Below are 24,064 nucleotides of genomic sequence, written 5' to 3' on the forward strand. Positions count from 1 at the left end.
CTCCTGTCATCGGCGTGGGCGTTCCGCTCACGTGTCGGTGGTTCCGCCGGCACAACGGGGGAACGGCTCCCCTTGATTCCCCGCGCGGAGGAACGCGCGGGCCCCGCGGAGCCGGGTGCGCAGGCGCCGCAGGGTGGCGGTGCTGTCGAGGCGGACGTCGAGGGCTCCGGGCAGGCGGCTCTCGGCCCGGCGTCCGGCGGGCAGCCGGGTCGGGTCGAGTCCGTCGCGCCGGGCGATGAGAACGCCGAGTGCGTGACGGCTGAGGGCGTCCGCGCCGGCGAGGTGGCAGACTCCCGCCTCGTCGGACCCGGCCAGTTCCCACAGCGCGGAGGCCAGGTCCTCGACATGCACCGGACAGCGGATCTCGTCGGTGAACAGGACGCCCTGGCGGGGATCGGCGGCCACGGTGTGGACCAGGCGCTCGTGCACGGATCCGCCGTCCCCGATGATCAGCGAGGTGCGGGCGACCACCGCACCCGGCACCAGCAGCCGAACGGCCGTCTCCGCGGCGGCCTTTGCCGCGCCGTACGGGGTGACCGGATCGGGCAGGCAGCCCTCGTCGTAGGGGACCTCGGAGCCGGCGAAGACGGCGTCGCTGGAGACGTGGACCAGGCGGCAGCCGCGGTGCGCCGCGGCCAGCGCCAGACGGACCGAGCCGTCGGCGGTGACCGCCCAGTCGCTCTTCCCGCTCGTGGCGTTGACGACGACACGGGGGGCGACCGCGGCCAGTACCTCGTCGATCCGCCCGGGGGCGCGGAGGTCGAGCCGGTGCCAGGACGCCCTGGGGGCGTCGCCGGGGCGCGAGCAGTACGTCGCGGCCGTCTGCCAGCCCGATGCCGTTGCCCGGCGCACGAGTTCGGTCCCCAGGAACCCGCTGCCGCCGATCACCAAGACCTTCATGCCGCCCTACCGTAGGGCAGTCCGGCCCCGCCCCGGGCCCGAAGGCGGCAACGGAGCGCCCGGGGGCGGACAGCAAGACGCCCCGCCCGAAGGGGAAGACGGGCGGGGCGGGCTTAAGTGGCGGCGGTCAGCCGGGACCGCCGGAGAGGCCGGCGCCGACGACGCGGGTGCGCGCGGAGCGGGCCGGTTTGCCGATCGCCGGGCCGCCGCTCACCGGCTCCGGTGCCCCGGTGCCGGTACCGCGGCGCAGCGCCGTGGCGCCGGCCGGCTTCCGGGCGCGCCGCGCGGCGCCGGCGACGGCCAGCGCCGCGCGCAGCTGCTCGGGCTCCACGATCATGCTCACCGGCCCGGACGGATTGAGGTACAGGGCGTGGCCGGGCGGCAGTTCGTCGAGCAGGTCGGCGGCCGGGCGCCGGTCGTAGAGCAGCCGGCCCACCGACTCCAGGTGGGCCTCGGAGGTGTAGACGGGGACCACCCGGGCGCCCTCGGGGGAGGCGGTGGCCAGCGGGGCGCCGGTGGCGGTGACCAGGAAGGACAGCTCCGCCCGCGCCAGCTCCTCGCAGACCGCGCGGTCCGGGCCGTAGCCGGTGGCGGCCAACTGCACGGCGCAGTCCACCGGGTCGGTGGGGTCCGGCCAGTCCAGCGTCTGCGGGGACGGGCGGTACTCCGGGTTGTCCCGCCACTCCACGATGTCGCCGTGCGGGTCGGACCGCCACTGGCCGATCACCGCCCACAGCGGCGGGGCGCCGTCGTCCGCCCAGGTCAGGTCCACCATCGCCAGCCAGTGGTCAGGAGCCTCGCGGGCCGCCTCGACGACCTCGGGCGGCGGTTCGGGCATCTTCTCGCCGGTCACCGGGACGCCGGCCGTCATCGCCGCCTGCGTGCTGTCGTCCATCGCGTCCTCCGCCGTGCCGCCGTTCCGTTTCCGCGGGCCGTCGGCCTCCTTGAGGTGCGGGGGCCCGCTTGGGGCCACAGTGCCCACGGGGGCCGCGGACGTCTCCCCGACGCACCGTGCGACGGGCCCGGGTACGCCGCCCGGAGGTGCGGACTGCGCCGTACGGCGCAGTGCCCGGCGCGGTACGGACGGCCGGGGGCCGGGACCGTCCCGGCCGGTCGCCGCATAGGGTGGTCGGATGCAGGAGCAGTACCGGACGCCGGCCCGCGAGGGTGTCCACGAGATCGAGATCAACAAGTCCCGCTTCATCTGTGCGCTGGCGCCGGTCGCGACGGAGGAGGAAGCCCAGGACTTCATCGCGCGTATCCGCAAGGAGCACCCGACCGCCCGCCACCACTGCTTCGCCTACGTCCTCGGGGCCGACGGCGGTGTCCAGAAGGCCAGCGACGACGGTGAACCGGGCGGTACGGCCGGGGTGCCGATGCTGCAGATGCTGGTGCGGCGGGAGGTGCGTTATGTGGTCGCGGTGGTCACGCGGTACTTCGGCGGGATCAAGCTGGGGGCCGGTGGGCTGATCCGGGCCTACGGGGGCGTGGTCGGCGAGGCGCTGGACGCGCTGGGGACGGTCACCCGGCAGCGGTTCCGGCTGGTCACCGTCACCGTGGACCACCAGCGCGCGGGCCGGCTGGAGAACGATCTGCGGACGACCGGGCGGGCGGTGCGCGAGGTGACCTACGGGGCCGAGGTCAGCATCGAGGTGGGGCTGCCGGAGGCGGAGCTGGAGGGGTTCCGGTCCTGGCTGGCGGACGCCACGGCCGGGACGGCGCGGCTGGAGCTCGGCGGGGAGGCGTACGGGGAGGTGTAGGCGTACGTGCCTGCGCGGGCCGGTGGGGGCGAGTTCGGTCCGTACCGGTGCGCGGGGGCGCCCGGCGTGTCAACCTTGGCCGGCGGAACGGGCCGTGGACCGGTGTGCGCGCCGGCAGGGGAAGGGACATCGCGTATGCCGGACCTCCTCGGGGAACGGGTGGGCTTCGTCCGCCGGATCGGGCTGTTCCAGGCCACCGCGATCAACATGAGCCAGATGTGCGGCGTCGGGCCGTTCGTGACGATCCCGTTGATGGTGACGGCGTTCGGCGGGCCGCAGGCGGTCATCGGGTTCGTGGCGGGGGCGGTGCTGGCGCTCGCGGACGGGCTGGTGTGGGCGGAGCTGGGCGCCTCGCTGCCCGGGGCCGGCGGGAGTTACGTCTATCTGCGGGAGGCGTTCCAGTACCGGACGGGCAAGCTGATGCCGTTTCTGTTCGTCTGGACGGCGATGCTGTTCATCCCGCTGGCGATGGCCACCGGTGTCATCGGCTTCGTGCAGTACCTGGGCTATCTGTGGCCCGGGATGAGCCAGCCGCAGGGGGACGTGGTCGGGCTGGTCGTCACGGTGGGGATCGTGGCGCTGCTCTGGGGCCGGGTGGAGCGGATCGCCCGGCTCACCGTCGTGCTGTGGACGGTGATGATCGCCGCGGTCGGCCTGGTCATCGTCGCGGCGTTCACCCACTTCAGCCCGGAGCGGGCCTTCACCCTCCCCGCCCACGCGATCGACCTGACGGCCGGTCACTTCTGGGTCGGGTTCGCCGGCGGGCTCACCATCGGCGTCTACGACTACCTCGGCTACAACACCACCGCGTACATGGGCGCCGAGATCAAGCAGCCCGGCCGCACCCTGCCGCGCGCCATCCTCTTCTCCATCGTCGGCATCATGGCGATCTACCTGCTGCTCCAGATCGGCACGCTCGGCGTCGTCGACTGGCGCGAGATGCTCGACCCGCACAGCACCGCCGGTTCCTCGGTCGCCTCCGCCGTCCTGGAACGCACCTGGGGCCGGACCGCCGCCGACGCCGTCACCGTGCTCATCCTGATCACCGCCGTCACCTCCGTCATGACCGGGCTGCTCGGCGGCTCCCGGGTCCCGCACGACGCCGCCCGGGACCGGGTCTTCTTCCGCCCGTTCGGGACGCTGCACCCCCGTCACCGCTTCCCCGTCCTGGGGCTGTTGGCCATGGCCGGCATCATGGCCGCCGGCGTCCTCCTCGGCCGGCACACCGATCTGGCCACCGTGATCCAGCTGCTGACGACGGTGATGGTGATCGTGCAGTCGCTGGCCCAGGTCGCCGCGGTCACCGTGCTCCGGCGCCGGCAGCCGACGCTGCGCCGCCCCTACCGGATGTGGCTCTACCCGCTGCCCAGTCTGGTCGCGCTGGTCGGCTGGCTGGTGATCTACGGCTATGCGGACCGCAGTGCGCCCGGCCGGCATCCCATCGAGTGGTCGCTGGCCTGGGTCGCGGCGGGACTGGTGGCGTTCCTGGCGTGGGCCCGCCACGAACGGGAGTGGCCGTTCGGTCCGAAGCGGATCAGTGAGGAGTATCTGCGGGGAGGGGATGAGGGTGCGGAGGGGGAGGATGAGGACGCGCCCCGGCCTCGGGCTGTGAACTGATGGAGTGTCAAGTCGCTGTGGTGGCCCGGGTGTTCAGTCGTCCGGGAGGTCGAGTCGGCGGGTCGTTCCCGGTGCGACGGTGAACGGGCGGCCGCGCAGTCGGACGCGGACCGCCGCGTGCTCCGACTCCGGCACGGTGATCGCGACCCGGTCGGCGTGGATGCGCAGGTCGATGTCCCGGTGGCGGCGGAAGCGGATCCGCACGCCGAACCTGGACAGTTGGGGGAGGGGCGCCGGGTCCAGCCACAGGGCGCGGTCCCGGGTCTCCAGGCCGGTCATCCCGCGCTGTACGAAGTCCAGGGTGCCGGCCATCGCTCCCAGGTGGATGCCCTCCGCGGTGGTGCCGCCCTGGACGTCGGCGACGTCGCCGGTGAGCGCCTCCTCGCAGTACCCCCAGGCGTCGTCGCGGCGGACCCGCGCCAGCACCCAGGCATGGACCACGGAGCTGAGCGTCGACCCGTGGCTGGTGCGCCGCAGGTAGTGGTCGACGGTCGCCTGCCAGATGTCGTCGTCCAGGAGGTATCCCAACTGGCCGAAGACACCGGCCAGTTCGGCGGGGGAGAAGAGGTAGCCGAGCATCAGGACGTCGGCCTGTTTGGATGCCTGGTAGCGGTTGACGGTGTCGCCCTCCGCCTCCAGGATCCGGTCCAGTCGCCGGATGTCGCCGTAGCGGGCGCGGTAGCCCGCCCAGTCGAGTTCGGCGAGCCGCTCGTAGCCCGCGAACTGGCTGATGACGCCCCGGTGGTAGGGGATGTACAGCCGGTGCGCCAGGTCGTCCCAGTGCTGCGGCTCCTCGCGGGTCAGCTCCAGCCGTTCGAACAGCGGCCGCCGGCGCGCCTCCGGCAGGGTCCGCCACAGGTCCAGCGCCCGGGACAGCACCCAGGCGGCGGTGACGTTGGTGTAGGCGTTGTCGTCCAGGCCCGGCCGGTCGGCGTCCGGGTAGGCGTCGTGGTACTCGTCGGGGCCGACCACCCCGCGGATGCGGTAGCGGCCCAGCGCCGGGTCCCAGTCCGCGCTCGACGCCCAGAAGCGGGCGATCTCCAGCAGCATCTCCGCGCCCTTGGTGTGCAGGAACGCGGTGTCGCCGCTGGCCTGCCAGTACTGCCACACGTTGTAGGCGATCGCCGAGCCGACGTGGTGCTGGAGGTGGGAGTGGTCCGGCAGCCAGCGGCCGGAGCGCGGGTTGAGGTGCAGCCGCTGGGTCTCCTCGCGGCCGTCGCTGCCGCTCTGCCACGGGTACATCGCGCCCGTCCGGCCGGCCTCCAGCGCCGCCCGGCGGGCCTCCGGCAGCCGCCGGTGGCGGTAGGACAGCAGCGCCCGCGACACCTCCGGAAAGCGCAGGTTCAGATACGGCAGCACGAACAGCTCGTCCCAGAAGACGTGCCCCCGGTACGCCTCGCCGTGCAGGCCCCGCGCCGGCACCCCCACGTCCAGCCGCGCGGTGTGCGGGGAGAGGGTCTGCAGCACGTGGAAGACGTGCAGCCGCAGGATCCGGCCCGCCTCGCCGGGGACGTCCAGTCCCACCTGCCGCCACAGGTGCTGCCAGGCACGGTGCTGCGAGGCCAGCAGGCGGGGCACGGCCGGGGCGCGGCGGACCGCCGACAGCGCGCCGGGCAGCGGCGCGGTGCGGGCCCGGTCCTGGGAGGTGTGCAGGGCCACGGTCTTGTCGACGGTGGCCGGGGTGCCGGGGCGGACCGGGACGGTGTGCAGCCGCCAGACCCGGCGGGGGGCGACCGCGGTCCGGACGGTGCCGCCGCGCGGGGCGGCGCGGGTGCGGGCGGCCAGTGCGACGGTGATGCCGGAGGTGAGGGTGCGGCAGCGCAGCCAGCACGCCCCGTCGTCCTCGGCGCCGGTCTCCCAGTCGGTCAGGTGGGTGTCGGCCAGGTCGCGGTAGCGGGCCACCCCGCGGTTGCGGACGGTGCCGTCCAGACCGGCCGCGACCTCCACCTCCCCGGACCAGCCCTCGACGGTGAACACCGCGCGCTGGACGGCGAGATCGGGCTCGGCCATGTGCACCAGGCGGCGCTCGGTCACGGTCAGCCGCCGCCCGGCCTCGTCCTCGTACGACGACCAGCGGGTCAGGGTGCCGCGGCGCAGGTCCAGGGTCCGGCGGTGGCCGGTCAGCTGCGGGTGGTCGGGGGTGAGCCACGGGCCGGGCGCCGGGGCGTCCGCGGGGCGCATGCGGTAGCGCAGCGGCAGCCAGTCGGGGAGGTTGACCATGTCCTCGTTCTCCACCACGCGGTCGGCGACGGTGGAGGTCAGCCGGTTGTAGACGCCGGCCGCATAGGTGCCCGGGTAGTGCACCGGACCGGGCGGCGTCTCCGACGCGGCGCCGCGGGTGGCGAACCGGCCGTTGCCGAGGGTGCACAGCGCCTCGCGCAGCCGCTCCTCCTCGGGGTAGTACCCCTCGTACGTCCACGTCCAGGGCGGCGCCGTCATCGGGCCGTCCCGGGCACCGGCGGATCGCCGAGGCCGGCGCCGACCACGTAGGCGCCGCTCCGGTCCCCGCCGGCGGCGTCGAAGGCCACGGCCCGCACCGGGTGCGGGCACGGGGCCGGCGGCGACGCGGCAGCCATGGCGGATCCCTTCGGCAGACTCGTCCCTCCATGGCACCACGACATCCGGGACGGGGCCGCTCGTGGCCGCGCCGGACCTGGCGCGGCCCGGGGCCGGGGCACACGATGGAAGGGAGCCGAGGGCGCATCCGGTCGCCGCGCCGCCGGCCGCGCGCGGCCCGACCCGGCGCCCGCCCCGGCCCGACCGCGGCCCGAGCGACGGAAGGCGGTGGCGGCGATGGAACTCCCCCTGGTCGTCGGCGTGGACGGATCGGATGCCGGCATGCGCGCCCTGGACTGGGCGGTGGACGAGGCGGCGCTCCACGGACTGCCGCTGCGTCTGGTCTACGCCTCCCGGTGGGAGCGCTACGAGGGCGTCACCCCGCAGGACGACGACCCCGGCGAACTGGCGATGGCCGACCGCGTCGTCGCCTCCGCCGCCGACCGGGCGGCCCGCCGCAACCCCGACGTCGCGGTCTCGGTCCAGGTGCTGGCCGACGACGCGGTCGGCGCGCTGCTGCGCGAGGCGCCCTACGCCGCCGCGGTGGTCCTCGGGTCCAAGGGGCGCGGGGAGTTCGCCGACCTGCTGCTGGGGTCGGTCAGCCTCTCGGTGGCCGCGCGTGCCCAGCATCCGGTGGTGGTGGTCCGGGGGGACAAGGCCGGGTTGGAGAGCGCCCACGACCGGGTGCTGCTCGGCGTCGGCGACACCGCGAAGGGCTCCCCGGCCGTCCGGTTCGCCTTCCGGGAGGCCGAGGCCCGCGGCTGCGTCCTGGACGCGGTCCGCGCCTGGCGCTGCCCCGCCTACGAGACCGCCGACCCCGCCGAGCGCGCCCTGGGGCCCGAGCGGCACTACGAGCACCTGGCGTCGGAGCTGGTCGACGCGGCGGTGGCGGAGGAGTCCGCGGCGCACCCGACGGTGCACGTCCGCCGCACCACCGTCGAGGGATCGCCGCACAAGGTGCTGGTCCAGCGGTCCGCCGCCGCGGACCTGCTGGTCGTCGGGGCCCGCCACCGGCACGGCCACTTCGGGTTGCAGCTCGGCCGGGTCGGGCACGCCGCCCTCCACCATGCCGCGTGCCCGGTCGTGGTGGTACCGCGCGGCTAGCAGGCTTCTGGCGGGTCGAGGCCGCCGCACCGGCCGTCACACAGGATGGCCGTACGGCGCCAGTACCGCCCGCTCGATCCGCCGGCGCACCTCCGTCGTCAGCGCGGCCAGCGGCGCGGAGACCGACGCCGAGGGCGGGCGGGGCGACCGGACGGTGCGGGCCGCCGCCGGCAGCTGTGCGAGGTCCGCCGCCAGCCGGGCCCGGGCCTTCGCCAGTGGGGCCCGCGGCGCCCGGCGCGCCCCGTCGCGCATCAGCGTCTCCAGCAGCGGCACGCCGCCCGCCGGCACCGGCTCCTCGGCCAGCCCGATCACGTCGTGGCAGCCCGGGTGCCGGAACACCTGCTTCCGGCCCGGTGCGGTGACCTTCGCCGCCGACAGCTTCATCACCGGCCGGCCGTCGTACGCGACGAGCTTGTACGCCGAGTCCAGGTACGGCGCGTCCGCGCTGACCCCGACCCGGGTGCCGACCGCGAACACGTCGATCGGCGCCCCGGACCGCACCAGGTCGTCCACCGCGAACTCGTCCAGCCCGCCGCTGGCCACGATCCGCACGCCCGGCAGCTCCGCCCGGTCCAGCATCGCCCGCGTCCGGACCGCCAGCGCCGCCAGGTCGCCGCTGTCGAGGCGGACCGCCGACCCCTCGGCGCGGTCCAGGGCGTGCAGCACCCGGGCCGCCGCCGCCACCCCGGAATCGACGTCGTAGGTGTCGACCAGGAGCGTCACCGGCCCCGGGTGGGTCCGCGCGAAGGCGGTGAACGCGGCGTCCTCGTCCTCGAACGCCTCGATGAAGGAGTGCGCCATGGTGCCGACCGCCGCCAGCCGCTCGGCGTGCGCCGCCGCCACGTTGCTGGTCCCCGCGAAACCCGCCAGCGCCGCCAGCCGCGCCGCCTGGAAACCGGCCTCCGTGCCGTGCGTCCGCCGCAGCGAGAAGTCCACCACCGGCCGGCCGCGGGCCGCCAGCACGCACCGGGCGCACTTGGACGCGACGGCGGTCTGGTGGCTGAGCTGGTTCAGGACGACGGTCTCCACCACCTGCGCCTGCGGCAGCGGCGCGGTGACCTCCAGCAGCGGCTCACCGGCCAGCACCACCCGCCCCTCCGGTACCGCCCGGACCTCCCCGGTGAACCGCAGCCCCAGCAGCGGTGCCAGAGCGGCGGCCGGCCGGTGCAGCGCCTCGGCGAACACCTCGACGTCATCCGGCCCGACCCGGAAGCGGGACAGGAAGTCGAGCACCGACTCCACTCCGGCGGCGACCAGGAACCCCCGGTCGGCGGGGAGCTCGCGGACGAAGCAGCTGAAGGTGGCCGGCCCCGTCATCCCCTCCCGCAGATACGTCAGCGCCATGGTCACTTCGTACAGGTCGGTCGTGGTCGGACCGGCCGTCGTCGCCTCCGGCATCGCCGGCTCCTTCCCGGACGCCTCGCGCCGGCGGAGCGGGCCCGCGCGCCCCGCGGCCGGCCCGCGGGCGGTGCTCAGGCCAGCTCGTCCGCCCAGCCGTAGAGGGTGCGCCGCTCGTGCCCCGGGCGCGCGGCGCCGACGCCCGCCAGATCGCGGTCGGCCAGCCTGATCAGCTGCCCCGCGAGGTCCTTCATCGCCCGGCCGGCCGCCAACTCGTCCCCGATCACCGGGACGTCGGTGTCCTCGGGGTTGCAGCGGGCCCGGCCGTGCCCGGTCAGCGTCCGGATCCCGGTGTCCAGTTCCACCCGCGCCAGCGTCGTCCCGTCCTCCTCGGTGAGAATCAGCCGGACCGGCCACTCGGTGGTCTTCGCCATGGCTCACCTCCGCGGTGTCCTCCGGGGCCGCACCGGACCGCGCCACCGGCCCCCGCGCCGTCCGTCGCCCCTGCCACCCATTGTTGGGAGAAACCGCCCCGGGCGCCTGTCCGTGCGGCGGCCCCGGGCCGGTCTGCTCACTCGTGGGGCACGATCGCGACCGGGCACGGCGCGTGGTGCATCGCGGCGTGCACGACATGGCCGATCCGCGGCGCCGGGAAGTGCAGTTTGTGCCGGCGCCCGACGACCAGCAGCGCGGCGTCCTCGGCGTCCCGCAGCAGCGCCCGCGCGGCGCCCTCCAGCTCCACCCGGGCGTCCACGGAGACCTCCGGGAACTTCTCCTGCCAGGGCCGCAGCGCGTCCCGCAGCTCCGCCCGGGCGGTGGCGGCCGTCTCCTTGGCGACGATCGGCTCGACCCCGCCGCCCCGGTTGTACGCGTACGACGGCAGATGCCGGCCGTGCACGACGCGCAGCGGCACGTTCCGCCGGGCCGCGCTCTCGAACGCGAACGCCAGCAGCGCCGCACAGGGCTCGTGCAGGCTCAGCCCGGCCGTCACCGGGGCGTCGGGCGCGCCTCTCGCGGAGCCCAGCCGGGCCCGGACCAGCACCGTGGGGGTGTGGGTGTGCGCCATCACCTTCAGGCCGATCTCGCCCATCACGTACCGCGCCATGGCGCCCAGCTCCCGTGAGCCCAGGACCAGCAGGGACGACAGCTCCGCGGCCTCCTCCAGGGCGATCTGCGGGTCCTTGCCCACCAGCGCCTCGTCCACCGGCAGGCCGGGGTGGCGGTCCCGTACGGCGTCCCGGGCCTCGCCGATGATCCGGTGCGGCCAGTAGTTCTGATCGTCCTGCCCGGCCTGTCCGGGCTCCGCTTCCGGCGCCAGCAGCGCCCAGGCGTGCAGCAGCCGCAGCCGGGCCCCGCGCAGCTCCGCCTCGTCCGCCGCCCAGAGCACGGCGGCCGTCGCCTCGGGCGTTCCGTCGACGCCCACGGTGATCACTTCCTGCATGACCTCACCTCGCTCCCGGTCCGCTCACCGTTGACGGACAGTGCGGCGTCCCACCGCGGCCGGCGGTGCGCCGCACCTCCAGTCTCCGCCGAAGCGGCCGCCACGTCCCGGGCGGACACCCCCCCTCGGCCGGGTCCGTTCCCGCGCCCCCGAGAATGTCCCCGGGCCGCGCCCGCGCGGCACGGCCCGACCGCCCAGACGTCCGGACCACCACCCGGGAAGCAGCCACGCCATGAATCCCGCATATGCCACCGTCGACCACGTGTTCACCGTCCCGCTGGACCACGCCGCCCCCGGCGGCGACACCCTCCAGGTCTTCGCCCGCGAGGTCGCCGACCCCGCCCGCGCCGGCGAGGACCTGCCCTGGCTGCTGTACTTGCAGGGCGGGCCGGGCGGCAAGTCGCCCCGCCCGTCGGGCACTTCGCCCGGCTGGCTGGCCCACGCCCTGAAGACGCACCGCGTCCTCCTCCTCGACCAGCGCGGCACCGGCCGTTCCACACCGCTCACCGCACGGGCCGCCGCCCGCTTCCCCGACCCCGCCCGACTCGCCGCCCACCTCGGGCACTTCCGGGCGGACTCGATCGTCGCGGACGCCGAACTGATCCGCCGCGCCCTGTGCGGCGACCGCCCCTGGACGACCCTCGGCCAGAGCTACGGCGGCTTCCTCACCCTCACCTACCTCTCCCAGGCCCCGGAAGGTCTCACCGCCTGCTACGTCGCCGGCGGTCTGCCGGGCCTGACCGCCACCGCCGACGAGGTCTACGCCCGGACCTTCCCGCGCGTGCGCGAGCGCGTCCACGCCTTCTACGCCCGCTACCCGGAGGACGCCGGACGTCTGCGCCGCATCGCCGACCTCCTCACCGCCGAGGACGTCCGGCTCCCCGACGGGGACCGGCTCACCGTCCGCCGCCTGCGCACCCTCGGCCTCGTCCTCGGCATGGGCGACGGGCACGAGCGCCTGCACTGGCTGCTGGACGAAGCGCTCGACGCCGACGGCGAGTTGAGCGACACCTTCCTCCATCAGGCGATGGCCCTGACCGGCTTCACCGACAACCCGCTCTACGCCGTCCTCCAGGAGACCCTCTACGGACAGGGCGCCGGGCCCACCGGCTGGGCCGCCGCCCGCGCCCACGCCGCCGACCCCGACTTCGCCGAGGACGCCGATCCGCTGCTGCTCACCGGCGAGATGATCTACCCCTGGATGTTCCAGGACATCCGCGGTCTGCGGCCCTTCGCGGACGCCGCCGACCACCTGGCCCGGCGCGCCGACTGGGCGCCGCTGTACGACCCGGCGCGGCTGGCCGCCAACACCGTCCCGCTCGCCGCGGCCGTCTACCACGACGACATCTACGTGGACGCCGGCCTCTCCCTGGACACCGCCCGGACGCTCGGCGCCGCCCGGGTCTGGGTCACCAACGAGTGGGAGCACGACGGGCTCGCCGCGTCCGGCGACCGGGTGCTGGCCCATCTGATGGACCTGGCGGCGGGCCGGGTCTGACCCTCCGGCCGCCCTGGGCCTGCGGACGCCGCGCGGACGTCAGCTCCCGGCCAACCGGTGCAGCCGGAGCGCGATCTGGAGTTCCAGCGCGCGCTCGGGGCTGTTCCAGTCCGGGCCGAGCAGGGTCTGGATGCGGTCCAGCCGCTGGACGACGGTGTTGACGTGGACGTGCAGCGCGTCCTTGGCCCGGGTCAGGCTCCCGCCGCAGCCGAAGTAGCACTCCAGGGTGCCCACCAGCGCGGTGCCGCGCCGGTCGTCGTACCGCAGGAGGGGACCGAGGACGCTGGTGACGAACCCCTCCGCGTCCTTCTCGTCGCCGAGCAGTACGCCGAGGAAGCCCAGGTCGGCGGCGCAGGCACCGCCCGTGCGGCCCAGGACCCGCAGCGCCCGCAGGCAGCGGGCCGCCTCCGCGTGCGCGGCGGCCAGCGCCTGCGGGCCGGCCGCGGGCCCGGCCGCGGCGACCGTCACCGGGGCACCGGCCAGCTGCGTCAGCTGCGCCGCGGCGGCCCGGGCCGCGTCCCCCGGCGGGGTGCCGTCGTCGGTGAGCAACACCACCACGGCGCCGGCGTGTTCGGCGCTGATGCTCTCGCCGCCGCCGCGGTAGCGCATCCCGGCCGCGGCCAGCCGCTGCCGGGACGCGGCGTCGGTCTCGGCGGCGAGCAGCAGATGCGGGCGGTCGAGGTCGAAGCCGAGCCGGCGGCCGCGCTCGGCCAGGCCGGCCGGATCGCGGTCGGGGGCGTGCAGCAGATCGGTGATCAGTTCGCCGCGGATGCGGTTCTCCGCCTCGGCGATGGAGCGCCGCTGGAGCAGCAGCAACGCGGTGACGACCCCGGCCCGTTCGAAGAGCCGCTTGTCGGCGTCGTCGAGGTCGGGCCGGCCGTGCAGCACGAGCCCGCCCAGGACCTCCTGCCCGGCCAGTACGGCGAAGGTCCAGCGGTCGTCGTGGCGCACCGTGCGGCCGGCGGCCCGGGAGTCCTCCACGGCGTCGGCCACCGCGGCGCCGCCGGCGAACGCGGTGCCGCCGGGCCCGACGGCGGTGAGCGGGCGCCCCTCGGGGTCGTGCAGGGTGACCGCCCCGCCCAGCAGCCCGCCGACCGCGGCGGCCACGTCCGACACGTCGCCGCCGCGCAACACCAGGTCGGTGAGCCGGTCATGGGCCTCGGCGGCGCGCTGCATGGCGGCGGCGTGCTCCTGGATGACCTTGTTGGCCGCCGCCAACTCGGCCAGTGCGGCCTGGGTTTCAGTGATCGCCTCGGCGGTGTCGATGGCGATGGCGGCGTGCGCGGCCAACGAGCACAGCAGGGCGACCTCGTCGGGGGAGAAGGCCCGCGGCGTGCGGTCGGCGGCGAAGAGCACCCCGATGACCTCGCCCCCGCCCCCGTTGCCGGACCCCAGCAGCAGCGGCACGCCGAGGATCGCCACCAGCCCCTCGTCCAGTACCCCCGCGTCGATGGTGCGGGTGTGACGGAAGCGGTGGTCGGTGCGGTAGTCGGGGGTGACATACGGCTTGGCGTTCTGCGCGACCAGCCCGCCCAGACCGTCCCCCAGCCCCAGCCGCAGCCCCTGGAACAGCGCGGACACCGAGCCGTCGGTCACCCGCATATAGGTGTCGCCGGCCGCCGCGTCGGGGAGCGTGAGATACGCGGTGGCGGTGCCGAGCAGCGTCCTGGCGCGCCGGACGATCGACTGGAGCACGGCGTCCAGGTCACGCAGCCCCGCCAGATCGCTCGCGGTGTCGAAGAGCGCGGCCAACTCCGCCTCGCGCCGCCGGTGTTGCCGCAGGACACCCCGCATGCGCAGCACGGTCCGGGTGGCCCCCTCGATCTCCGCCAGGTCCCGCTCGTCGACCCCGCCCACGCGCGCCTCGGCCGCGATCGCACCGAACTCCTCGGCGGGGGCGTCCGCACTGAGCAGGTCGAGCAGACGGCGCAGATACACGGCGGGGGACAGGGTGTCTTGGGACATGTGGGGCGCCATTGCGGGAGGGGACCGGGGGAGGGCGGGGCACCCGGCCCCTGAGACCTGTCCGACGGGGGCGGCACGGGCTGATCCGCACCGCCCCCGTCGGACAGGCCCTGCCAGGAAGGATCTCAGGCGGACGACCCGGCTGTCTCCCCCGCAGGCGCATATGACGCCCCCTCGGCTTCCTCCGACACCCGGGCCAGGTCGCTCCCCCGCGTCTCCCGACCCGCGATCAGCGCCAGTACGGTCAGGGCGGCGGCCAGCGTCAGATACACCGCGATCGGGGTCGCGTTGCCGTACGACGACAGCAGCGCGGTGGCGATCAGCGGCGCCGGCGCGCCGGCCGCGACGGAGGCGAACTGCGCGCCGATGGACGCGCCCGAGTACCGCATGCGGGTGGCGAACAGCTCGGAGAAGAAGGCCGCTTGCGGGGCGTACATCGCACTGTGGAAGACCAGCCCCACCGTCACCGCGAGGACCAGCGCCGGGAAGGACTTGGTGTCCAGCAGGGCGAAGAAGGCCCACGCCCAGCCGCCGACGCCCACCGCCCCCACCAGGTACACGGGCTTGCGCCCGACCCGGTCCGACAGCGCCCCGAACGCCGGAATCAGGCAGAACTGAACGGCGGAGCCGATCAGCACCGCGTTCAGGGCGTCCTGCTTCCCGACGCCGACATGCTCGACGCAGTACGCGAGCACGAACGTCGTGAGCACGTAGTACGAGATGTTCTCGGCCATCCGCGCCCCCATGGCGACCAGGATGTCGCGCCAGTGCCGCCGCACCACCTCCAGCAGCGGCGACGGCTCGGCCCCCTGCGCGGCCTTGCGCGCGTTCGCCTTGGCCAACGCCTCCTTGAAGAGCGGCGATTCGTCCACCGTGAGCCGGATCCACAGCCCGAGGCCGACCAGCACCGCCGACAACAGGAACGGAATCCGCCACCCCCACGCCAGGAACTCCGCGTCGCTCTGCACCATCGTCATCACCGCGAGCACACCCACCGCGAGCAGGTTTCCCGCGGGCGCGCCACCCTGCGGCCACGAGGCCCAGAACCCGCGACGCCGGGCATCACCGTGTTCCGACACCAACAGCACCGCCCCGCCCCACTCACCCCCCAGGGCAAAGCCCTGCACAAGACGCAGCACCGTCAACAGGATCGGCGCCGACACCCCGATCGTGCCGTACCCCGGCACACACCCGATCAACGCACTGGCCCCACCCATCATCAACAGGCTGACCACCAGCAGCTTCTTCCTCCCGACACGATCCCCGAAGTGCCCGAACACCAAGGCACCCAACGGTCGTGCGGCAAACCCGATCGCATAGGTGAGAAACGCAAGCAGCGTCCCCGTCAACGGATCGGACTCCGGAAAGAACACCCGCCCGAAGACCAGCGCCGCGGCCGACCCGTAGAGAAAGTAGTCGTACCACTCGATGGTGGTGCCGACGAGGCTGGCGGCGACGATCCGTCTGAGACCGGCGGACGTCGGGGGAGCGGTTGCGGGGGCGGTCATGGGCACCACTTCCGGACAGGCGATGGGGGCGGCTTCGTGTCGCCACACCGTAGAAACGCGCAGGTCAGGGCGGTATGGCGCGAATCCCCACAGTCCTGGGGCGGGGGATGTGCGCGACCACCATCGACGCGAGTGCCGGGGTGCCTGAAGGTGACCTTGGGCGGACGGTCGGCCGGGGCCGAAGCAGGGGCGCCCTACTCCATGATCCGGGGGCTCGGCCCGTTCACGCCTGGTACTCGGTGAGGTCGATGGTGTGCACGCGCAGCGGATAGCCGTACACCGGGTGGGTCGTCTCGCGCTCCAGCGCCATGCCGAGCTTGCGGATCACGTTCTCGGAGGCGGTGTCACCGGCCCGGCTGATGCTGATGACCTGGTCGAGGCCGCGGTCCTGGAGCGCGAACTCCAGCGTGGCCTGGGCGGCTTCGGACGCGTATCCCTGGCCCCAGAACGGTGAGCCGAGCCGCCAGCTGATCGCCACGGCGGGCCCCACCTCGGGCAGGAACTCGGGCACGGACAGCCCCGTGAAGCCGGCCAGCTCCCCCGAGGCCAGCAGTTCGACGGCGAAGAGCCCGAAGCCCTCCTCGTCCCACTCCTCCTCCCACCGCTCGATGGCCTCCGCCGTGTGGTCCAGGTCGCGCACCGAGCCGTCGTCGATCCAGCGCATGACCCGAGGGTCCGCGTTGATGTCGGCCATGGGCACAAGGTCGTCGTCATCCCAGCGACGGAGCAGGAGGCGGGGGGTACGGATCTCAGTCATGCCCCCCATCCTGCCGAAGGCAGGGGACTCGCCGGTAATCGGCGCACGTCACGCCGCCGCTCCGGGCCCCCACGGCGCCGCGGAGACGAGCCGACCGGCCGGCCTTGCACCAACACCCCAGAAGCCGCTGCCTCTTTGTGTTTGTGAGGATGCTGTGAGTGACGAGACGGAGGGCTTCCGGCTCCCCGGGCCTCTCCCTACCCTCCGATACTCATGACAACAGAACACGCGCGGCAGCCCGCGGGGCACAACGGACGCAGCCGCAGACACTTCCTGACGGCGACCGGGGGAGCGGTCGCCGGAGTCGTCGGCGGAGGAGCGGTCGGCGCCTCAGGAGCTGCCGGCAGCGCGGCCGCGGCCTCCTCCGGCAAGCGCGTCGCCGTCCTCGGCGGCGGAGTCTCCGGCCTCAGCGCCGCCCACGAACTCGCCGAACGCGGCTACGAGGTCACGGTCTACGAGTACTACGACACCCTCGGCGGCAAGGCCCGCTCCATGGACGTCCCCGGGACCGGAACCGGCGGCCGCAAGCCGCTCCCCGGCGAGCACGGCTTCCGCTTCTTCCCCGGCTTCTACCGGAATCTTCCGGACACCATGCGCCGCATCCCCTTCCCCGGCAACGCGAACGGCGTCCACGGCAACCTCCGCGGCAGTACGGAGGCGCTGTTCGCGCGCGGCTCGGGCCGCCCGGACCTGCACTTCCCGCTCCGCCGGATCACCACTCCGCCCGCCCCCGGCGACCTCACCCCGTCCTGGATCCGCGACCAGTTGCTGTCGGTGCTGGACCTCGCCACTCACCTGCCCGCCCACGAGGCCGCCTACTTCGCCAACCGCCTCCTGGTCCACCTCACCAGTTGCGACGCCCGCCGCGAGGGCCAGTGGGAGAAGGTCACCTGGTGGGACTTCATCCGGGCCGGCGAGATGAGTCGCGAGTACCAGGTGCTCCTCGGCATCGGCCAGACCCGCAACCTCGTCGCCACCCGCGCCGAGATCGCCTCCACCCGCACCGTCGGCCGCGTCATCATCGAGGCCCTCCTCCTGTGGGGCCTGCTCGGCCGCGGCATGGACGGCGACGCGGACATCGACCGGGTGCTGAACGCCCCGACCAGCGAGGCGTGGATCGACCCCTGGGAGCGGCATCTGCGCTCCCTGGGCGTCGATTTCGTGCTCGGCACCGAGGTCCGGGAGGTGGGGTACGGCGGCGGCCGGGTGACCGGCGTACGCGTGGCGGCGCGCGACGGCGGCCGGCAGCGCACCCTCACCGCCGACCACTACGTCTCCGCCCTCCCCGTCGAGCACGCGCGCGCGACCTGGGGCCCGGCCCTGCGCGCCGCCGACCCTCAACTCGGGCGGTGCGACGCGCTGAAGGCGGACTGGATGACCGGCGTGATGTTCTACCTGCGCACGCCCACCCCCGTCGTGTACGGCCACATCAACTGCCTCGACTCACCATGGGCGGTCACCGGAATCGGCCAGACGCAGTTCTGGGACGTCCGGGACTTCTCCCGCGACTACGGGGACGGGCAGGCCCGCGAATGCCTCTCCACGATCATCTCCGAGTGGGACAGACCCGGCATCCTGTACGGCAAGACGGCCCGTGAGTGCACCAAGGACGAGATCGTCGCCGAACTCTGGGCCCAGCTGAAGGACGGGCTGAACGACTCCGGCAAGACGACGCTCCGGGACGAGGACCGGCTCGGCTGGTTCATGGACCCGGCGGTGACGGGCCTCGGCGGCCCCCACCCGCACAACCGCGAACAGCTCCTCATCCACCCCACCGGAACCCTCTACCACCGCCCGTCGGCGAGGACGGCGGTGCCGAACTTCTTCCTCGCGGGCGACTACGTCCGTACGGACGTGGACCTGGCGACCATGGAAGGCGCCAACGAGTCCGCGCGCCGCGCCGTCAACGCCCTGCTGGACGCCGACACTTCGAGCGCCGAACGGTGCCACATCTGGGAGCTGTACCGGCCGCCGGAGATGGAGCCCCTCAAGCGGGTCGACGAGGTGCGCTACCGGCTGGGGCTGCCCAACACCTTCGACCTGGGGTAGCACCCGACACCGAGTCGCCCCGCAAGGGCCGCCGCCCCGAGCGGCTCGGTTCGGGCAGCTCGGTTCGCCCCACGCGCCGGCCTTGCGGTCGGACGAGGCTCACCGCCAACGGAAAGGGGACACCGGCAACTCCCTTCCTCTCACCGCAACAACTGCGCGTCAGCCGTCACGAGGGTCAAGAATCCCGACCTCCGCGGCTCCGGCAACGTGGTGAAGTTCGGTGATCTGCACGGCAGTTGGGAAGCCGAGGACGGCGTCGGGGGTTCCGGAGGCGATGCTGTCGTACAGCGGTCGGTAGTGGGCGATCTTGCGCGGTGTGCGGCCGTCGCTGCCGTGGGTGGAGAGCAGTTCGCTGTTCCGGGCGGCGAAGCCGGTCATGGCCGTGTGGTCGATCCACATCTCCACGCCGGATTCGGCGAACGTCACGACCGTCTCCTTGCTGCTGGTTCCCGTGTGCCAACTGCTGCGCAGCCGCGCCGTTCCCGTCGTGCCGCGGGAGGTGTAGGCGGCGGTGTACCAGGCGCTCGCGCCCCCGTCGGCCTGGCTGCCGGTGACCGGGCCGGTGAGTTCGACGAGCCGGGCGAGGACGCTGAGCTGGTTCACGCCGGAGTCCATCCAGCTGGAGACGTACGAGTCGAAGGCCTGCTGCCCCCGCAGGACGTAGGGGTCGTAGAAGGCCGACGTGACGCTCGTGATCGGCCCCCATTCGGGATGGGCGGCGAGCTGGTCGGCGGCCCAGCGCACTTCGGGGGAGAAGGCGAAGTGGTGTGCGGTGAGGAGCCTTCCCCGTACGTCTGCCGTGGGGTCGAGGGCGTGGAGTCGGGCCAGCGCGCTCCGGGTGTGCACAAGCGGCTTTTCGACCAGCACGCGGCCGGCGGAGCCGGTGAGCGCCTGCACGGCGAGAGCGGCGTGGGCCTCGGTGGGCGTGGCGATCACCACGAGGTGGGGATCGTGTGCGTCGAGGGCGTCGTGGAGGGCCGGGTAGTGCGGTGGCCTGGTGCCGCGGAAGTCGACCGGCTCGTCCCGGTGGGGATCGACGGTGAAGGAGACCGTGAAGCGCTCGTCCTCGGCGAGAACCTCCAGGTGTGTCTGGGCGATGATGCCGATTCCCACGATTCCTACGCGCAGTTGATCAGCCACGGCGTGCCCCTTCGCCGATCCGGGCCCAGCGGGCCAACGCGGGCGCGGATCCGTCGACCCAGTCGACGGCCGGTTCCCGTGCGGCCGCCGCGTCGACCCCTTCGATCCATGTGGTCACGATGGGCACCCAGTACGTGTTGCCGCCGGACGCCCGCGTGCGGTCGTCGAGTCGGGCACGGACCCGGCGTGCCTCGTCCAGGTCACCGGCCAGCTTGCTGATCAGGACGGCCGCCACGTCGGCCAGGTTGTGACCGCCTCGGTAGCCGATGCCGTCCGCCAGCTCGCGGGTGTCGGCCAGCGCTGCCAGGGCCGCGGTGCGGTCGCCGGCGACCGCATGGCCGACGCTTTCGGCGGACCGGATCTTGACCAGTTCCACGGGGTTCGGAACCAGGTCGAGCAGTTCCTTTCCCCGCACCGCCGCCTCGGTCACCGCGTCGACCGTGCCGGACCAGCAGGTGGTCTGCGCGAGGTTGGCAAGCGCCTTGGCTTCCGCGGCCAGCAGACCTTCGGTTCTGGCGAGAGCGACGGCCCGGGTGTAGGCGTCGGTCGCCTTGTCGAAACGGGCGTTCACACGCCAGATGTGCCCGATCAGCCGCAGGCGTTCGCCCTCGTCGGCCGCGTCCCGCTCGGGACGGTGCTCAAGCGCGGCGAGGGCGGTGGCGAACCGGCCGTTGAGGTAGTCGTAGTCCGCCAACCAGTACCGGGCCGCGCTCGCGAACTCGCCGCTGAGCAGCCCGCGGTAGTACTCCGCCGCGCGGTTGTAGTCGCCGTGGTTGCGCAGGGCGTGCGCGAGGTGCAGCCGTACCAGCTGGGCCGTGAGGCTGGTCGGCGCGATGCCGGCGTCGGCCCCGTCCAGTACCTCGACGGCGCGGCGGGCGTGCCCGGATCTGCGCAGTTGTACGCCCTGTATGGCGGCCCGGATCGCCCGGTACTCGGGGACGCCGGCCGCGTCCGCCGTGAGTCCGGCTCCGATCTCGGTCCACTGCCCGGCCGCCACCAGACGCTGTGCGGCCCGGGCCAACCAGTCGTCGAAGACGCCGTAGGAATCGGCGACTCTGAGCCCGAGCGCCAGGGCCTGCGCGGTGGCGGCCCGTCCGGCCGACTCCCCGAGCCGTTCTCCCAGCCGGCGCAGAAGCCGGGCGGCGACGTCCGTACGGTCCCGGTCCGACCAGCCGTCCGGAAGCCCTTGGTCGGCCCCGCGGACGGCGGTGCGGAGCGCGAGGTGGAGGGAGTGGGGCAGGTCGTATGCGTCGTCATGGGTGAGGAAGGGGCGCCGCAGGAAGCGGGCGATCACCCCTTCCGGCAGCGACGGCTGGCCGGCACGGAGCAGGTCTGCATCGACGCGGTCGATGAGCGCGGCGGTACGGACCAGATCGCGTTCCTCCCTGGGGAGGTCCCGAATCGACCGCGTCGCCACGGCGGTGAACGACCCGCCGAAGTCGCCGACGCCGGGCCGGCGTCCCCGGGCGAGCAGTTCCGCGTAGTGCGACACGGACAAGTCCAGATACAGCGGGAGCCCCTGCCCTCCGGACACGATGCGCTCGCGCACGTCGGCCGGCATCACCGGATCTCCGTCCCGGGTGAGCGCTTCGCAGAGGTAGCTGTGGGCGTCGGACTCCGACAGGTAGCCCACGAGGTGCTGCCGCGGCTCGGAACTGGTGTTGGAGTGGTGCAGGTTGGGCCAGCACTCCGGGCCGGTGAAGTCCAGCTCGCCCTGGACTGCGCTGTCCGCCCACGTCACGCGGTTGCGTCCGGTCAGGACGAAGAGGACGTTCGGCATCAGGTAGACGCAGCGCTGGAGGAAGCGTTCGGCCGTGCGGTCGACCCGGCCGTCGATGAACTCGAAGGTGTCGAGGAACACGCACACCTTCGGACGCGTGCCCCGGCCCGCCTGCCGGTCCAGGTCCCACGCCAGCAGATACGGGAAGAACGACAGGCTCTCGTAGTCGGCGTCCGCCTCGATCAACTCGGCGAAGAGCTCACACTCCGCCAGCAGTTGCCCGGCGCGTACCCGCTCCCGGATGGCCCGGTAGACGAGCAGCGCCGCGCGTTGCGCCAGCCCGGCAAGGCCCCCCACCTCGGGAACGAGCGCACCGATGTTCTGGGAGATCTGCTCACTGAGGCCGGCGCTGCGCGAGGCCCGGCGGACCATCGGCGACGCGTCCAGGAACTCCTGCAGCGGCTCGCCGGGATGAGCGCGGGCCCAGTAGGAGGCCAGCGCCAGATCGAACGCGGGCCAGTGGCTGCCGAGCCGCCCCAGCCCCGCTCGCAACCGCAGGAGCAGCGTCTCGATGTCGTGAGCGCCCTCCTCCGACAGCTCGACCCGCACAGAGACGACGTCGTTCCGGCCCTCGGCCTCCGCCTCGGCCAGAAACCGCCGCTCCAACTCATGCGAGAGGGTCGTCTTGCCTATGCCGCCGACTCCGTAGAACGTCAGCACGTTGCGCCGCCCCTGCACGCGATCGGCGACGGGCGAAATCGCGGCGGCGTCCAGCGAGGCGTGCAGCTCGTCGAGCGACCGGGCGAACGCGGCCGTCTCGTCGGAACGATTGGTGAACACCTGCTGCGCGGCGACCCGTGAGGCCGTACCGCTCATGAACGCAGCACGTAAGTTGACGCGCGCCATCAATCTCCCCAGACGTCATCCCAGAGCTCCACGACCCACGTCGCCGCCCTGCGCCGGCTCGGCCACACCGACCGTAGCGTGATCACCGCCGGTCCCGGAATACGTCGCATCAGCGGCAGACGAAGCCCCACGACGTACACGAGTTCTTGCCGCCTGCCCCAACACCCGGCAAGCCGGCCGCCGCGCCCGCGGCCAGAACCCCCCTTCGCTCTGCGCGCGATGCACCGCAGTTCGCGCTCCGCCACCCTGCCCTGACGCCGCGGGCAGCCACGGCGTCGCAGGCCGCGCCGCCGCGCAGTTCTTCCCCGCAGGAGTGACCGAACCCGGATCCAGGACAGCGACGGCGGCCGTGCGGGAAACACTGGACGAGACCGGCGTGCACCTCGCAGTCCGGCAGCACCCGGGAAACCGAGCCCACACCCGCCCTTGCTTTCCGCCCTGGAGGAGCAGACGTGACGCAGCAGAAGGCCGAGGAGCGCCCCGGCATCGGGGTAGCCCTCATCGTTCACGAGGGACGTGTGCTGATGGTGCGGCGGCGGATCGGCGAGGGGGAGCCCTTCTGGCAGTTCCCGGCCGGCGAGGTCAGGCCCGGCGAGTCCCCTGAGGACGCCGCCGTGCGCGAGACCGGGGAAGAGACCGGACTGCACGTCTCCGCCGTCAAGCTGCTGGGCGAGCGCGCCCACCCGGCCACGGGACGGCCGACGTCCTACACGGCCTGCGAGATGGTCACCGGAACCGCACACTTGGCGGACGACGAGGAGCCGGCCGAGCTTGCCTGGGTATCCCACGGCGAGATTCCCGAGTATGTCCCCCACGAATTGTTCGAGCCGGTACAGCGGTACCTGGACGGCACTCTCGCCAGGTAGCCGGCTACGCACACGACCCCTCCGCCTGGCGCTGCCATCCCGCCCGCAGGGCCAGGGCCCGCTGCGCACCGGCGACTGCACGCCGAGGGGACACTGACTCTCGAACGGCCGCGGCCCCGACGCTGAGCGCCTCGCCCCGCCCCACGCCAAACCCGGCGAAGCATCACGGCCGCGGTGGGTACGACCCTCTTCGGACGTGCCCCCAGGTCGCGCCGGGCTCGCAGCATCGTGTAGGTTCTTCGAGTTGCCACGGAGCCGACCGGCCCCACGGCAGCCATCTCGCCGCTTCAGCGGCACACCACTACCGCACGACCCCTCGACGGGAACAATTTCGGCATGCCGGAATTCGGACCGGACTCGATTATGAGTCGCCGAGGGATTCCGCTAACGTGGTGGCCGCGCCGAAAGGTGGACCCTCCGACGAAATTCGGAACCGGATTCGAACCGGTAGCGCCTCATATGAGAAGCGGACCGGGAACGGAAAAGGATCTGATAAAGTCGGAGCCGCGAGAAAGCCGAAAGGCCGGATCGCACCGGCGGAAATCAGGGCTGAAAGGGTCTGATAGAGTCGGAGACGCAAGACCGAAGGGAAGCGCCCGGAGGAAGCCCGAGAGGGTGGCCGAAGGAAGCGTCCGTTCCTTGAGAACTCAACAGCGTGCCAAAAGTCAACGCCAGATATGTTGATACCCCGTCTCCCGTCAGGGAGATGAGGTTCCTTTGAAAGTCCTCCCATTCTTGGGAGGCACACTACAGCGAGGACGCTGTGAACCGCGGGGATTATTCCTCCTTGTGGTTCCGCTCAACGCGAGTGTTTTTGCCGGCAGTTTTTAATTAAACGCAGTCCGGTAAGCATTCACGGAGAGTTTGATCCTGGCTCAGGACGAACGCTGGCGGCGTGCTTAACACATGCAAGTCGAACGATGAACCTCTTTCGGGAGG

18 protein-coding genes, 1 rRNA gene and 1 pseudogene are annotated in these 24,064 nt (G+C 73.3%); 8 read left to right on the forward strand and 12 right to left on the reverse strand.

Translation table 11 applies throughout. The annotated features are described in order from the left end of the window. Nucleotides 1-27 precede the first annotated feature (27 nt). Together ACIQE0_RS02860 and ACIQE0_RS02865 are read right to left on the reverse strand one after the other, a co-directional pair. On the reverse strand, nt 28-900 hold the full coding sequence (locus tag ACIQE0_RS02860; RefSeq protein ID WP_402328574.1) for an SDR family oxidoreductase: 873 nt from the start codon (nt 898-900) through the stop codon (nt 28-30). Nucleotides 901-1,027: 127 nt separating this feature from the next. After that, complete coding sequence (locus ACIQE0_RS02865; protein WP_402328576.1) at nt 1,028-1,795, reverse strand: type VII secretion system-associated protein; 768 nt, start codon at nt 1,793-1,795, stop codon at nt 1,028-1,030. 238 nt (nt 1,796-2,033) lie between these two features. On the opposite strand from ACIQE0_RS02865, the gene ACIQE0_RS02870 reads away from it, so the two are divergent. Both ACIQE0_RS02870 and ACIQE0_RS02875 read left to right on the forward strand, forming a co-directional pair. Further along, nucleotides 2,034-2,660: a YigZ family protein gene (locus ACIQE0_RS02870; protein WP_402328578.1), complete on the forward strand. Its 627-nt coding sequence runs from the start codon at nt 2,034-2,036 to the stop codon at nt 2,658-2,660. A 135-nt stretch (nt 2,661-2,795) separates the two neighbouring features. Beyond that, on the forward strand, nt 2,796-4,277 hold the full coding sequence (locus ACIQE0_RS02875) for an APC family permease (RefSeq protein ID WP_402328580.1): 1,482 nt from the start codon (nt 2,796-2,798) through the stop codon (nt 4,275-4,277). A gap of 33 nt (nt 4,278-4,310) precedes the next feature. Here the strand turns inward: ACIQE0_RS02875 and ACIQE0_RS02880 are convergent, their stop codons facing one another. Both ACIQE0_RS02880 and ACIQE0_RS02885 read right to left on the reverse strand, forming a co-directional pair. Beyond that, on the reverse strand, nt 4,311-6,716 hold the full coding sequence (locus ACIQE0_RS02880) for a glycoside hydrolase family 65 protein (RefSeq protein WP_402328582.1): 2,406 nt from the start codon (nt 6,714-6,716) through the stop codon (nt 4,311-4,313). Next, nucleotides 6,713-6,853 (reverse strand): hypothetical protein, encoded by a 141-nt coding sequence (locus ACIQE0_RS02885; protein ID WP_402328584.1) that lies wholly within the window; start codon nt 6,851-6,853, stop codon nt 6,713-6,715. Before ACIQE0_RS02885 ends, ACIQE0_RS02880 begins: the two co-directional genes overlap by 4 nt. A gap of 217 nt (nt 6,854-7,070) precedes the next feature. On the opposite strand from ACIQE0_RS02885, the gene ACIQE0_RS02890 reads away from it, so the two are divergent. After that, nucleotides 7,071-7,937 (forward strand): universal stress protein, encoded by an 867-nt coding sequence (locus tag ACIQE0_RS02890; RefSeq protein ID WP_402328586.1) that lies wholly within the window; start codon nt 7,071-7,073, stop codon nt 7,935-7,937. Between the two features lie 36 nt (nt 7,938-7,973). Here the strand turns inward: ACIQE0_RS02890 and ACIQE0_RS02895 are convergent, their stop codons facing one another. The 3 genes from ACIQE0_RS02895 to ACIQE0_RS02905 form a co-directional block, all read right to left on the reverse strand. Continuing rightward, complete coding sequence (locus tag ACIQE0_RS02895) at nt 7,974-9,335, reverse strand: nicotinate phosphoribosyltransferase (RefSeq protein ID WP_402328588.1); 1,362 nt, start codon at nt 9,333-9,335, stop codon at nt 7,974-7,976. A gap of 74 nt (nt 9,336-9,409) precedes the next feature. After that, a complete protein-coding gene (locus tag ACIQE0_RS02900) occupies nt 9,410-9,709 on the reverse strand; it encodes a dsRBD fold-containing protein (RefSeq protein WP_402328590.1) in 300 nt (99 codons plus the stop codon). A 137-nt stretch (nt 9,710-9,846) separates the two neighbouring features. Continuing rightward, on the reverse strand, nt 9,847-10,716 hold the full coding sequence (locus ACIQE0_RS02905; protein WP_402328592.1) for a universal stress protein: 870 nt from the start codon (nt 10,714-10,716) through the stop codon (nt 9,847-9,849). Nucleotides 10,717-10,948: 232 nt separating this feature from the next. Here ACIQE0_RS02905 and ACIQE0_RS02910 point away from each other — a divergent pair, with 232 nt between their 5' ends. Next, nucleotides 10,949-12,214 (forward strand): alpha/beta fold hydrolase, encoded by a 1,266-nt coding sequence (locus ACIQE0_RS02910; protein WP_402328594.1) that lies wholly within the window; start codon nt 10,949-10,951, stop codon nt 12,212-12,214. Between the two features lie 39 nt (nt 12,215-12,253). Here the strand turns inward: ACIQE0_RS02910 and ACIQE0_RS02915 are convergent, their stop codons facing one another. The 3 genes from ACIQE0_RS02915 to ACIQE0_RS02925 all read right to left on the reverse strand — a co-directional run bounded on the left by ACIQE0_RS02915 (nt 12,254) and on the right by ACIQE0_RS02925 (nt 16,444). Then, nucleotides 12,254-14,179 (reverse strand): helix-turn-helix domain-containing protein, encoded by a 1,926-nt coding sequence (locus ACIQE0_RS02915; RefSeq protein WP_402328596.1) that lies wholly within the window; start codon nt 14,177-14,179, stop codon nt 12,254-12,256. Nucleotides 14,180-14,304: 125 nt separating this feature from the next. Then, nucleotides 14,305-15,687 (reverse strand): MFS transporter, encoded by a 1,383-nt coding sequence (locus ACIQE0_RS02920; RefSeq protein ID WP_366332770.1) that lies wholly within the window; start codon nt 15,685-15,687, stop codon nt 14,305-14,307. Nucleotides 15,688-15,910: 223 nt separating this feature from the next. Next, nucleotides 15,911-16,444 (reverse strand): GNAT family N-acetyltransferase, encoded by a 534-nt coding sequence (locus ACIQE0_RS02925; protein WP_402328598.1) that lies wholly within the window; start codon nt 16,442-16,444, stop codon nt 15,911-15,913. A 213-nt stretch (nt 16,445-16,657) separates the two neighbouring features. On the opposite strand from ACIQE0_RS02925, the gene ACIQE0_RS02930 reads away from it, so the two are divergent. Then, on the forward strand, nt 16,658-18,493 hold the full coding sequence (locus tag ACIQE0_RS02930; protein WP_402328600.1) for an FAD-dependent oxidoreductase: 1,836 nt from the start codon (nt 16,658-16,660) through the stop codon (nt 18,491-18,493). A gap of 159 nt (nt 18,494-18,652) precedes the next feature. On the opposite strand, the gene ACIQE0_RS02935 is transcribed toward ACIQE0_RS02930, so the two are convergent. Further along, nucleotides 18,653-19,633, reverse strand: coding sequence for a Gfo/Idh/MocA family protein (locus tag ACIQE0_RS02935; RefSeq protein WP_402328602.1), 981 nt, complete (start codon nt 19,631-19,633; stop codon nt 18,653-18,655). Beyond that, nucleotides 19,626-22,229 (reverse strand): tetratricopeptide repeat protein, encoded by a 2,604-nt coding sequence (locus tag ACIQE0_RS02940; RefSeq protein ID WP_402328604.1) that lies wholly within the window; start codon nt 22,227-22,229, stop codon nt 19,626-19,628. Before ACIQE0_RS02940 ends, ACIQE0_RS02935 begins: the two co-directional genes overlap by 8 nt. Nucleotides 22,230-22,560: 331 nt before the next feature. On the opposite strand from ACIQE0_RS02940, the pseudogene ACIQE0_RS02945 reads away from it, so the two are divergent. The 3 genes and pseudogenes from ACIQE0_RS02945 to ACIQE0_RS02955 all read left to right on the forward strand — a co-directional run. Then, nucleotides 22,561-22,677 (forward strand): annotated as a pseudogene (locus ACIQE0_RS02945) (NUDIX domain-containing protein); the annotation flags it as partial. Nucleotides 22,678-22,711: 34 nt separating this feature from the next. Then, nucleotides 22,712-23,125: an NUDIX hydrolase gene (locus ACIQE0_RS02950; protein ID WP_402328606.1), complete on the forward strand. Its 414-nt coding sequence runs from the start codon at nt 22,712-22,714 to the stop codon at nt 23,123-23,125. 852 nt (nt 23,126-23,977) lie between these two features. Beyond that, nucleotides 23,978-24,064: ribosomal RNA gene (locus ACIQE0_RS02955) — 16S ribosomal RNA — on the forward strand; the annotation flags it as partial.

The sequence above is a fragment of the Streptomyces sp. NPDC093097 genome (assembly GCF_044754325.1).
In the GTDB taxonomy this organism is placed as follows: Bacteria; Actinomycetota; Actinomycetes; order Streptomycetales; family Streptomycetaceae; genus Streptomyces.